8 protein-coding genes are annotated in these 12,845 nt (G+C 52.8%); 3 read left to right on the forward strand and 5 right to left on the reverse strand.

Going from position 1 to position 12,845, the window contains the following annotated elements:
* Window positions 1–233: 233 nt before the first annotated feature.
* Window positions 234–1,376, reverse strand: coding sequence for a peptidyl-prolyl cis-trans isomerase (locus AB1L42_RS17050; protein WP_367058544.1), 1,143 nt, complete (start codon window positions 1,374–1,376; stop codon window positions 234–236).
* A gap of 204 nt (window positions 1,377–1,580) precedes the next feature.
* Window positions 1,581–4,835 carry a transcription-repair coupling factor gene (gene mfd / locus AB1L42_RS17055; RefSeq protein ID WP_367058547.1) on the reverse strand — a complete coding sequence of 1,085 codons (3,255 nt, stop codon included), beginning with the start codon at window positions 4,833–4,835 and terminating at the stop codon, window positions 1,581–1,583.
* A gap of 350 nt (window positions 4,836–5,185) precedes the next feature.
* Between mfd and AB1L42_RS17060 the strand changes: the two genes are divergently transcribed.
* Complete coding sequence (locus tag AB1L42_RS17060; protein WP_367058549.1) at window positions 5,186–6,091, forward strand: NAD(P)-dependent oxidoreductase; 906 nt, start codon at window positions 5,186–5,188, stop codon at window positions 6,089–6,091.
* Between the two features lie 22 nt (window positions 6,092–6,113).
* Here AB1L42_RS17060 and AB1L42_RS17065 read toward each other — a convergent pair whose 3' ends face one another.
* A complete protein-coding gene (locus AB1L42_RS17065) occupies window positions 6,114–7,181 on the reverse strand; it encodes a hypothetical protein (RefSeq protein ID WP_367058552.1) in 1,068 nt (355 codons plus the stop codon).
* Complete coding sequence (gene murJ / locus AB1L42_RS17070; protein WP_367058555.1) at window positions 7,168–8,826, reverse strand: murein biosynthesis integral membrane protein MurJ; 1,659 nt, start codon at window positions 8,824–8,826, stop codon at window positions 7,168–7,170. Before murJ ends, AB1L42_RS17065 begins: the two co-directional genes overlap by 14 nt.
* A gap of 208 nt (window positions 8,827–9,034) precedes the next feature.
* On the opposite strand from murJ, the gene AB1L42_RS17075 reads away from it, so the two are divergent.
* Complete coding sequence (locus AB1L42_RS17075) at window positions 9,035–9,715, forward strand: TIGR04282 family arsenosugar biosynthesis glycosyltransferase (RefSeq protein WP_367058558.1); 681 nt, start codon at window positions 9,035–9,037, stop codon at window positions 9,713–9,715.
* A gap of 21 nt (window positions 9,716–9,736) precedes the next feature.
* Here AB1L42_RS17075 and AB1L42_RS17080 read toward each other — a convergent pair whose 3' ends face one another.
* Entirely contained in the window at window positions 9,737–10,447 is a 711-nt protein-coding gene (locus AB1L42_RS17080) for a CatB-related O-acetyltransferase (protein ID WP_367058561.1), read from the reverse strand.
* A 269-nt stretch (window positions 10,448–10,716) separates the two neighbouring features.
* On the opposite strand from AB1L42_RS17080, the gene AB1L42_RS17085 reads away from it, so the two are divergent.
* Window positions 10,717–12,822 carry an FAD-dependent oxidoreductase gene (locus AB1L42_RS17085; RefSeq protein ID WP_367058564.1) on the forward strand — a complete coding sequence of 702 codons (2,106 nt, stop codon included), beginning with the start codon at window positions 10,717–10,719 and terminating at the stop codon, window positions 12,820–12,822.
* Window positions 12,823–12,845 lie beyond the last annotated feature (23 nt).

Genomic DNA, 12,845 nt, shown 5'->3' on the forward strand with positions numbered 1-12,845 from the left:
CCATGACGTTGACGAGTCGATCCCTGACTCTCGGACGTTGAGACGAAATGTCGTTGAGAAGTGAAGTAAGTAGTTAAGTGAGTTGAAAAGGCTAATAACTCAGTCCGTTTTGATGGGTCAATACGGGAGTTGGTGGAATTCAGAATTCCGCCTTTTCGATGACTTGCTTCGGCAACACTCGCCGAATCTGGAGTTCATCAGAAATTACAACCAGACATCTTGTCGGGATGTGCTTACTGAAGAATGGCTCCGCCACCGAAAAATCCCTCATCGAACATCGTTTCGATCACCGCCTGCTCTTTGAGTTCGGCAATGATCTTTTCCACTTGTTCTTCCTGGCGTCGGTCGACGAGCGACTTCCGGATCTTTTCCTGCACTTCTTCAAACGGGGTGTAAGTTGCAGGACGATGGCCGGTCAGCTTGACCACCAGGAACGCTTTGTCTGTTTCAATGGTCTGGCTCAGACTTCCCACAGGAAGTTCCGCCAGAGATTTTCGGACGTCAACACTGGCGATGCTCTGAGGCTGGGTCCAATCCCAGTGTCCCCCGGCATCTTTTAGTGGACCGTCGGAATACTTCTTGACCAGGTCCGTGAATTCCGAACCGGCTTTCAATTCAGCAATCGCTTTGTTGTAAACCTCACCGGCCCGACTGCGGGAGCCATGCGTGGTGAATGTCACTTGCAGCTGCTGCCACTTGACCTGTTCCGGTTGAGCAAATTCTTCACGTCGTCGATTGTATTCTTCGAGCAGTTCCGCTCGTGTGACGGGAGCATCCTGAGTCACACGTCCTTTGATGTATTCACCTGCCAACTGCCGGTCGCCGAACATTTCTCGCAGAGTCACGAGCGACATACCTTGTTGCTGGAGAGCACCTTCGAGTTCTGCAAGATTGCTGACCTGTGCTTTGGCTTTCATTTTTTCGATTTCAATATCGAAAAACTTGTCGAGCTGATCATCGATTGCGGTCAGCTGGTCTTCGGTCAATTTGGACTTCACCTCATTGACCATAATGGTCTGCTCAATCTGAGGAGGAAGTTCCCGCTTGATGATTCCTTCTTGAGCTTTGCGAATTTCTTTCGCAGGCAGTTGCTTGCTGGCCTGAGCGAGTTTCGCTGCGTAAGGTTCGAGAACCTGACCGGCGAGGATAGGAGTTCCATTCACGCGAGCGATGACGGTGGTCATCGACAATGGAGCTTCGGTATCGAAGCTCGCCTGCTGGATCACTCCCTGCGCATCGGCAGCTCGAGCAATTTGCTCAGCGTTGTCATATCGTGGAGGAGGCGGGCCAACGACGGGATTCGCCACGTCGTAGCTACGATTGCCGGAGCAACCAAAGACTGAAACAACCGCCAGGATGATGAGGATTCGGGACATGGGCCAAACTTGTCGTACATCTGATTCACTGAATCGCATGTGACTGAGCGTGAGGTCACAACGAACGGTGAAACCAGACTCTGCTTGGCTTCGGAGTTTTGCGGGCTGTGTAGGGGGAGCCAGAAAAATCCGAAACCGTGAATTCACTGGGGAAAAACCCGGTTGGCGGAGGAGAGGGACTGGCTTATATCCCGGCTTTGAGAATTAACGCAACACGGATTTTAGAAACTCGACTAAATCTACCCCCTGAAGGCCCTTTTTCGGCAAGACAAGGTACGCATTCTGCCGGTCGACGATCCTCAGCTTCTTTTTCAACCGTCCTGCCAGAGTGTGAATTCGCTGCGTATCAGAGTAGCTCAAGACTGCGAACCGGTCCTCTTCAAGGCGAATCTGATCGACGCCCCATTGATAGGCGTACAACTCAAGTTCTTTCATACTAATGAATTGCGTGCCTTCGTCGGGAATTGGCCCGAATCTGTCGCGAATTTCGTCGGTCACTTCCTGCAGTTCTTTGAGCGTCGCCACTGACGAAAGTTTCCGATACACGTCGATCTTGTGTCGTCCGGGGGGAATATAGGAACTGGGCAAGTACGCAGTCACTGGAATGTCGAGATTGACATGCGGACTCTCTCGCTCCGGAAGATCTTTCAGTCGACGCACTGAGTTCTCGAGCAACTGACAATACAACTCGTAACCGACCGTCGAGATGTGCCCGCTCTGCTCAGTCCCCAGAATGTTGCCTGCCCCGCGAATTTCGAGATCCCGCATCGAGATCTTGAAGCCCGCTCCCAACTCGCTGAATTCTTCGATCGCCTTGAGTCGCCGGGCTGCGACGGTCGAAAGCGTTTTGCCTTCGCCTACGAGTAGGTAGCAATAAGCCCGATGTTTGTCTCGTCCGACGCGTCCCCGCAACTGATGTAAGTCCGCCAGCCCGTAGTTCTCCGCCTGATGAATGAACATCGTATTGGCCGTCGGAATATCGAGCCCGCTTTCGATGATTGTCGTCGCAACGAGGATATCTGCTTTGCCGTTGACGAACTTGACCATGTTCTCTTCAAGCTCTTCCGGACCCATCTGACCGTGAGCAATCACAATTTCCGCTTCGGGAATAATCTGCTGCAATCGGTCCGCGATCTTGCGGATGTCGTACACGCGATTGTGGACGAAATAGACTTGCCCGCCGCGATTGAATTCTCGCATCACTGCTGAACGAATCAGATCGCCATCCCAACGACAGATTCGAGTTTCGATCGGCAGACGTTCTTGCGGAGGAGTCGTCAAATTCGAGATGTCTCGAATCCCCAACAGCGATAGATGCAGCGTTCGCGGAATGGGTGTCGCACTCAACGTCAGCACGTCCACGTTCAAGCGCAGTTGCTTCAACATCTCCTTGGCAGCCACACCAAAACGCTGCTCTTCATCGACAATCAACAGCCCGAGGTTTCGGAACTGGACATCCTGCTGAACAATGCGATGCGTTCCAATGACGATATCTACGCAGCCTTCCTGAAGTTTCTTCAGAAGTTTTCGCTGCTCGCCTTTGGTCTTGAATCGAGATAGAACATCGATCTGAATCGGAAAATCAGCCATTCGAGAGACGAATGACCGATAGTGTTGCTGCGCCAAAACGGTCGTCGGGACAAGCACCGCCACCTGCCGACCAGCATCGACCATCTTGAAGGCCGCCCGCATCGCGACTTCAGTCTTGCCGAAACCAACGTCACCGCAGATGAGGCGATCCATCGGTTTCAAGTCCATCAAGTCGCGTTTGATGTCGTCAATTGCCAGCGATTGATCGTTGGTTTCAACGAACGGAAATGACGTATCAAACTCCTGCTGCCAGCGGGAATCAGGAGGGCACGCCATTCCTGTCAACATCGCTCGCTGAGCTTGCAGCTTCAACATGTCCGAAGCCATGTCGGACACGGCATCGGCGACCTTCTTTTTGTTCTTCGCCCAGGTCGAACCTCCAATCTTCGAAAGCCTTGGCGCACCTTTCGACGCACCGATGTATTTCTGTACGAGATGAATCAACGTGACGGGCACGAAAATCCGCACTCCATCCCGGAATTCAATAATCAGATGCTCTTCCTGTTCGCCTTCCTGATCGAGAAGTTTCATCCCAAGATAGCGACCGATGCCATGTGTCAGATGGACAACCAGATCACCCTCGTTGAGATCGAGAAAACTGTCGATCGCACGACTGGCAATCCGTTTGTTTTTCGACTTCGCCGGTGCCCGCACATGCACACGGTTAAAGAGTTCGTTGTCACTGAGGACGACCGTATTCGCGAAGACGAGTCGGTACCCTTGAGTGACCGCTCCGATGCAAAGCCGTACACGCTTGAAGAGTTCCGCATCCTCTTCTTGAATCAACTCAGAAAGACGTTGCCGCTCACCTTCGTTGTGGCATGCAATGAGAACCTGTTCTTCAGCCCCGACAACTGTGGCGAGCTCTTGAATGACCTCATTCTTCGGCCCGGAAAATCGCTCCGTCGACTCAATCTGTAAGTGACTGGTAATCTCAAAACTGGCTTCGGAGAGTGCCGCGACAGACACCGTCGGCTTTTCCGTACACTTCGCCAAAGTGGCATCGACGCTGTAGAGCCCACGCGGATTCTCAAGCCGCTGAAGGTACTTCTTACCTTCGTCGACCAGATCGGTAAGTTCCGAGATCATGATCCAGCTGTTGTCTGGCAACGAATCCAGAAAACTCGCTGTGCCCAACGGCTCGGAAGCGGTCTCATCAGCTGGGGCAACCGCGACGAGCCTCGATTCTTTCAGGTCTTGAACCTTGCGCTGGGTTTCAACGTCGAAGAGTCGCAAGGAGTCAATCTCGTCGCCGAACAACTCCATGCGAATCGGGTCGATGGCATCCGGGGGAAAAAGATCAATAATCCCCCCGTGGACCGCGAATTCCCCCGGCTTTTCGATGGCGGGGACGCGCTCGAAACCTCGATCGACAAGCCATTTCAGAAGCTCGTCTGAGTCAATTGTCTCCCCGATTTTCAACAACCGGGTCGATGACTCCCGCTCAGAACGTGCTGGGACAGGTTGCAACAGCGCCGGAAGCGTCGTAACGATGATCTTCGGACAGGCTCCGGATTCCATCGATTGAAGAACTCGCAGCCTCGCTCCAAACACCGAATCCGAGACCGAGTGTTCCTTTGGAAGTGCTTCCCATGCTGGAAAGATCACCGGCGAATCTTCGAGAAAGGAAGCCACATCGAGTGCGTGGTCTTCGACTTCGCTGATTCGCGGAAGCACAATAACGAGCGGTCCCGGGGCAGATTGAGCAATCGCAGCAGCCACCAGTGCGCACGATGATCCCCACGCACCGTCGATTGTCCCGCTCGAGCCGCGTCGGAGTGCATCGACGACAGCTTGGAACGAATCAACGACACTCAGCGTTTGAACAAGATCCGGCAACTCCCGGATTTCATGCTTTTGGCCGGGCATCTTTCGACCAGAACTGTAGCAATGGCGTCAAATTTAATCCAATCTTGATGCTCAAGAAACATGCAGGAAAATTGACAGCGAGAAGCAAGAAGCCTGCGATTTTCCCACAACATCGATCACGCAAAAAAACTTGTCAAATCAACTTCGAGCCTCGCTATTTTGGCTTTCTGAACACCTCTTTTACAAGAACTTGCAAGCATCCAATTCCATGGTGTGAAGTTGAGTCTTCTCTGCTGTAACCTGAACAACAGAGACCATGAACTTGAGTTGGCGGTTCTCGATCAAAGAACACACTGACAGCTTAAAGACCGATCACAAACGAGTCGGGCGAATTGAAATCGGAGAAATCAATGCAAGTCGGAGTCACCGGAGCAACAGGATTTATCGGGCGGTATCTGGTTCATGAGTTGGTTGAGGCTGGGCACACCTGTCTCTGCTGGTCTCGGCCGTCGAGCGATCGCGGAGGATTCGAAGAGATTGCCGACTCAATCACCTGGATGGACGGTTCGCTGGGAGATGGACAGGAACGAGCGTTTGTCTCTGAATGCGATGCGATCGCACATGCCGCTCTGTTTCACCCGAGCGGAACCTTCATGGGTGGCGAAGGAGACTTAATACAGTTCTGCGACATTAATCTGATGGGAACCCTCAAGCTGATCGAAGCAGCCTTTCAGGCATCCATTAAACGATTCGTGTTCGTGTCGACCTGCGCAGTTCACGATGTCATTCTCGACGACCGACCTCTCGACGAAACTCATCCACTCTGGATGAAGAGCCACTACGGCGCACATAAAGCAGCGATCGAGATGTTCGTTCACAGCTACGGACTCGGCCAGGGAATGCCCATCTGTGCCGTCCGACCGACAGGTGTTTATGGCGTCAATCGACCAGTTGAGAACAGCAAATGGGCCGCGTTGGTTCAAGCGATCATGAATGGCGAACCGGTTCACTGCTCTCGCGGAGGAAAGGAAGTCCACGCTGCCGATGTCGCGAAGGCAATCAACGTCTGTTTGAAGGCCGACGAAGAAGAGATCAAAGGCCGCGCGTTCAATTGCTATGACCGATATATCTCACAGTTCGACGTCGCCACACTCGCCAAGTCGTTGACCGGAAGCACCAGTGAGATCACTGGCGGCCAAACCAGTCCGAAGAATCAGATCGAAACGAATCGCCTGCGCGAACTCGGTATGAACTTCGGCGGAACAACTCTCTTCGAACGCACGATTGAAGAACTCATCGCTGGACTGAAAGCCTAAGTTACTGAGCCACTCTCTGCTCTCAATCCGTTCCTTCACTCCACTCGGCGCGGATTAGCAGACCGACTTGAGGATTCACCATGGGTGCAGTCGCAAGTTGAACAGAGCTCGCCCCTGCGTCGAGATACTGGCGGACGTCGGCAGCAGTTTCAATTCCTCCAACACCGATCAGTTCGACCGGCAATCCGTGTTTTTCAACAATCGTGCGGCATCTTCGAATCTGATCCACCGATGCCTCGCGAATCGCTCGACCACAAATCCCGCGTGATGCACCAGAGAACAAGAGTTCGCCATCTGCCTGGCTGACTTGAGTCGGAAGACTGTTCGTAGAAACGAACGCATTAACGAACTCTCCAACCTTCAGAAGAAGTTCTGCGAGCTCTTCGTTGTCCGGGAGAAAGCCAATCTTCACCAGCAACGGAACGTCAGAGCCGATCCGTTTTCGAACCGACTCAGCGACCGTCGCTGCCTCAGTTGGATTTTGAAACAGTTGCCCGTCTTCACTGCAGACATTTGGACAGGAAAAATTCATCTCGACGCAGTCGGCCCCGCTTTCGACTGCCCAAGCTGCACACTGCGCGTAGTCCGCTCCCAACTCTTCAATCCCCCACCCGTCCTGCATTGATCCCACGACAGAGACTGAAAGCAGTTGGCCTGAGTTGAGTGACTGTTTCGTCTTACGAATATCGTTCTTCCAAAACTCGGGTTCTTTCGAGGGCATCCCGAAGGAAACTGCCCACGTTCCATTCATCTCCGAAGCTGCCGGAGTGACCTCTTCAGTTCCATCCATCATTTCAGATGAGACGGGAACAAGGTTCGGCAACGGATAGCACTCTCTCACTCCGCTCCGAACAGTCTTGTATGTCAGTAAATCAAACCCGAGCGATGCGTAGTACCGCACCCAATCTCCATTCAGCAGCGGACCAGCCGCAATTCCCAATGGAGAATTCACAGTCTTTCCGCAGAACTTCCAGTCGCCGGGAAGCTTCTCGATCGGGGAAGCCTCCACAGCTTGTGGGACATGAGCAAAGTTCCAGTCGTAAGACTGGTCAATCTGAAATCTGTTTCGCGGTCGTTCAGACGGGTTCACTGTCGCGCTCCGCTGCTTTAAGGAACTCATCAATTTCACTGAGACCCACGATACGCCCAGCGACCACATACGTCAAAATGCCAGCCAGCAGCGGCACGATCAGCCGGACAGCGTAAGTCGCCATCCCGACTCCTGCTGGCAGAAGACTCGAAGAGAGCAGACAGACCAACACCATCAACGTGGTTGCGAGAATCGTCCGCGAAGTCGTCTTCCCGATTTCTCCCCAAGGCAGCCCGCTCGTTCTTCGATTGAGGAGCCAGACCGTCATTAAGACTTGAATCGCTGTCGCGACGACACTTCCCAAAGCCAGCCCTGCACCTCGAAACAAAACAACGAACACGACATTCAGGAGGAAATTCAGAACGAGCGTTACAATTCCAAACCACATCGGCGAAATCCGATCTCCCAAGGCGTAAAACGCGCGATTGAGAATCGTCAAACTAATGTACGCCCACACCCCTGCTCCGTAGATTGAAATCATCCGGGCAGTCATCTGAACGTCTTCTTCGGTGAACTCTCCGTGTCGAAACATCAAGTTTGTCAGAGGAGTCGCGAGGAGAAACAACCCGGCGCTGGCAGGCACCGCGATCGTGGCAGTCAGACGCAACCCTCTTCCGAGAGTTTTCCGAAGCGCCGTCAAATCTCCAGATTGCGCATGCTGCGCCATCAGCGGATATAAAACCGTTCCGAGAGCCACGCCAAAGACCCCTAGCGGAAACTGATACATTCGCTGACCGATATACAACTCGCTCGCTGTTCCGGCAGGCAATAGTGCCGGAAGCCCAAACGATTCAAGCGGAGCCGGTCCGCCTCCATCAGGTCGAGACAATCCCCAGGCCATCAAGCTGTCTAGAACTGCATTGCATTGAATGACAGTCGTGCCAGCCACGACGGGCAACATCGTCCACATCACCTCTCGGACGCGATGCCACTGACGTCGCCAGCTTCGAGTCGGTCCCATTCCGATCCACAGCAACGCGCTCATCGGAAGTGCGAGCTGCACCGTGCCTGCAATCAAAATCGCGAGAGAAACAATTTTCACACGAATTTCCGGAACACTCGTCGTTTGGACCGCGATGAAAGCTCCAGTGAGCCAGAAGACGTTCAGAACCACAGGCACCAGAGCCGGCCAGAGAAAGACCTGAAGCGCATGCAGCCCGGCAGAGAGGAGTGCAGCAGTGCAAATGAGCACGAGATAAGGAAGCAAAATCGCCAGAAGCTGAAGCAGTAATGTTGTTGATTCCGAAAGATCAGCCGTCACAAGAAACCAGATCAACACTCCTTCCGCGAGAAGCACGAAGAGCGAAAGAAATGAAGAGAGTGCAATCGCGACCGCCGTCATGGTGTCGCGAGCGACAAGGTCACCATGCTCAGTTCGATCTCGCAAAAAGACCGGAAGAAAGGCTGCGGTTAGTGCTCCTTCCCCAAATAACTGGCGAGTGAGGTTCGGCAATCGGAAGGCAACGACAAACAAATCGAGAATGGTTCCCGCCCCGAACAGGGAGGCCATCACAATGTCGCGAGCCAATCCGAGCACACGGCTGAGCAATGTACACAAGCTGATCATTCGCAGATTGCGGACAACTCCTGAATCCGAATGAGACGACGGGAGGCGAGGCTCGGTTGCAGGCTCCTCTGAGGACATCAATACTCCACACGTCGTATTGGGCTAACAGTAGTCAAAGTGTATTCAAAGAGTGTGCTCAAAATGGTCACGCAAGTTACTGGATCATCCCTCCATACGAAACTGTCTCAGCGCCCCTCTTCGATCGAAACAGACTCGGAGGACGCACTGTTTCTGAAAACACAATCGATTCATTTTCGTCGATGAGTTTCTTCTACGAGTGAATGACATGAACATCCTGGCCATCTTCATGAAGCACCCGGAGCCCGGCAAAGTCAAAACGCGACTCGGTCAGGAAATCGGATTCGAAGAAGCTGCAGAACTCTATCGAGCCTTTCAACTCGACTTTCTCGATTCGACGCATCAGATCAGTGATCAACGAGTGATCGCCTTCTCACCTGTCACTCCGGAATCCCGGAAATTCTTCACCGAACACGCGGACGAAAACGACCTGCTCTGGGAACAACCCGATGCAACACTCGGAGAGCGGCTGATCCAAGTCTTCGACGAATTTCTCAATGAGGCCAATCGCGTCGTCGTGATTGGTTCGGACAGCCCGTCGCTACCCAATGGCTTGATCGAGCAAGCGTTTCGACAACTCGAAACTTCGGACGTTGTCCTCGGCCCAGCTTGCGATGGCGGATACTACCTCGTCGGACAGCGGATTCACTGTTCGGAGATGTTCAGCAATATTTCCTGGAGCGAACCGGTAGTTCTCTCTCAGACAGTCGAGAGAATTCGAAACACTCCGCGATCGCTCAGCCTGCTCAATCCGTGGTACGACGTGGATTCGCTCGACGATCTTCAGACTTTGAGCGGACACCTGACTGCAATGGAAGCTTCGAACACAATCGAGAACTTTCCGACTCGCACAGCCGAATTGACTCGCAAGTTGCTGGCCGAACTCTGATCGATTTCTCGAATGAAGAACTCAGCTGTTCGAAGGTTCAACTGAGGAAGATTCCCGACTCATCTGTTCAACTTGCGAATCTTCGAGGAACGGATGATGAGCTAGTTCTTCCGATTCGACGGGTTGAAGAATGCGAGGCATTTGGTTGGCGACTTCATCGCAGTTCATTTCCCACCATTTTCCAGCCAGCAAGGCTTGAATAGTCTCTTCGGAAAATCGATAGCGGATGACCTTCGCGGGATTCCCGCCGACGATCGCAAAGTCCGGAACATCTTTCGTAACGACCGCTCCGGCAGCCAAAATGGCTCCAATCCCCACTCGATTACAGTTCCCGACGATCGTCACTCCCGAGCCAATCCACGAGTCGTGACCAATCCACAGTTGCCCGGAAGGGATTGTATCTTCCTGGACGAACCCCAACTTGGAGTTGTAATAAAACGGATGCATCGGCACCCGATCGACAGGGTGATTTCGCTTGAAGACCTTGACGCCTGCCGCGATGGAAACGTATCGCCCAATGACTGTTCCCGGCGGAAATTGATTCGTGACGAAACAGTCTCCGTAAGAATAGTCCCCAATCTCAACACCGTAAACGTCCCGCATGATTTCTCTCGCTGTGAGCGAAAAATAGGGACCGCCTTCGAACTTCAAGGCTTTCTCGACACTCCAGCGACGGAGGCCGGGCACTCGGCTCAGCTTCTTGAAGAGACCGGAGAATGCTGATCGCTGCATCGAATGTTGTTTTGAGGATTCTACCATCGCCATGTACGCAGACGTTCAGAGACTGGAATGATTCGAAATCTGGATTCGGGTCGGATGTCACATGATCGGAAGCGATCTCTGTGACCCTTTCGACTCAACCAAGGAACATTTAGGATATTGTCGCCACACAAATCAACGACACTCACATAACTCCGCAAATCGTACCACCTCCATCCCGTTTCGCATCAACTTTACTGATTGTGCTGATCGATTCGATGAATCCATAGAGAGACCATGGAATGACTGACCGGATTGCTTCCCGTTTCCTGATGTTGATCGCCTGCATTTTCGTGGCGAATCACCTGCCGGCCGAACGTGTTTACTCGGACGACTACGACGTCGTGGTGTACGGTGGAACGTCCGCTGCGATTACTTCGGCAGTGCAAGTCAAGAAAATGGGGGGATCGGTCGTTGTGGTTTCGCCTGACATTCACCTCGGTGGATTGAGTTCGGGAGGCCTTGGCTGGACAGACACCGGAAACAAAGCGGTGATCGGTGGACTGGCTCGTGAGTTTTACCACCGAGTCTGGAAAAAGTACCAAGAGCCAGACAACTGGAAATGGCAGCCTCGCGATTCCTATGGGAACCAAGGCCAGGGAACACCAGCCATTGACGGTGCCCAGCGCACGATGTGGATTTTCGAACCACATATCGCGGAAGAAGTCTTCGATGATTTTGTCAAAGATTACGACATCCCAGTCATCCGTGATGAATGGCTTGATCGTGAAAATGGCGTGACGGTCGTTGAAGGTAAGATTCAGTCAATCCGCACGCTGAGCGGAAAGACCTATACGGGCCGCATGTTCATTGATGCGACTTACGAAGGCGATCTACTGGCCGCAGCTGGCGTTGATTATCACGTCGGTCGTGAGTCGAATGAGACCTACGGAGAACAGTGGAACGGAATTCAAGTCGGCGTCTTTCATCATGGCCACTGGTTCCGTGACCCGGTCGATCCGTACGTTGTCCCCGGAGATCCCAGCAGCGGACTGCTACCGCGAATCAGTTCCGAACCTCCCGGGAAGAAGGGAGACGGCGATCATCGCGTGCAAGCATACTGCTACCGAATGTGTCTCACGAACCACGAGGAGAATCGCGTCCCGTTTCCAAAACCAGAAGGATACGACCCAGCGCAGTATGAGTTGCTGTTGCGCGTCTTCGCGACTGGTTGGAGAGAGGGTTTCAACAAGTTCGATCCAATTCCGAATTACAAAACCGACACAAACAACCACGGGCCATTCAGCACCGACAACATTGGATACAACTACGATTACCCCGAAGCGACTTACGAACGCCGCAAGGAAATTCTTCGCGAGCACGAACAGTACCAGAAAGGTCTGATGTACTTCGTCTGCAACGATCCCCGCGTTCCGGAAGATGTGCGAACGAAGATGTCCAACTGGGGGCTGGCAGGTGATGAATTCACTGACAACGGAAACTGGCCGCATCAGATTTACGTTCGCGAAGCGCGTCGATTGATCGGCGACTACGTAATCACCGAACACAACTGTTTGGGAACGAAAGAGACGACCGATCCAGTCGGAATGGGTTCGTACACGCTCGATTCTCACAACGTGCAACGCTATGTCACCGAGGAAGGATTCGTTCAGAACGAAGGCGATCTCGGAGTTCGAACTCCTCCGTATCAGATCTCCTATCGAGCACTGGTTCCGAAAAAAAACCAGTGTACGAATCTGCTCGTCCCGGTTTGCTTGAGCTGTTCGCACATTGCATTCGGATCAATTCGAATGGAACCTGTCTTCATGATCCTCGGTCAATCCGCTGCGACGGCGGGAATGCTGGCCATTCAAGATGACCTGGCTGTTCAAGATGTCTCTTATCAAACCCTCTCTCGCCAACTGCTCGACGACGGACAGGTTCTAGAGTACGACAGCCCACAAACGACCAACATCAAACGGTTCAACAAGAAGGATTTTCCGGGGACCATTGTCGATATCGAAGAAGCTGGCATTCCCAACGGATGGGTTATCAGCATGTCAACGTCAGGCTTTCTCGGGAACAGTTATCTGCATGACGGAAATGATAAAGACCGCGATCGAGAGATCACTTTTCAAGTCCCGATTACCGAATCAGGCAAGTACACCGTCGCCGTCAGCTACACCGCTCATCCCAATCGGGCAACGAATGTCCCGGTTACGATCACGACGTCCGATGGACAGAAAACTGTTCTCGTCAATCAACGAAAACAACCAGCACACGATTCGATCTTTCACAAAGTCGGAACGTATGAGTTCGACACCCCGACAGCCAAGATTCAAATCAGCACGAAAGAGACAGACGGTCACGTGATCGTCGACGCGGTCCAACTCATTCCAGTTGAGTAAGAGGTTTCGACGGACGAACTTGC

This window comes from Thalassoglobus sp. JC818 (assembly GCF_040717535.1).
Taxonomy (GTDB): Bacteria; Planctomycetota; Planctomycetia; order Planctomycetales; family Planctomycetaceae; genus Thalassoglobus.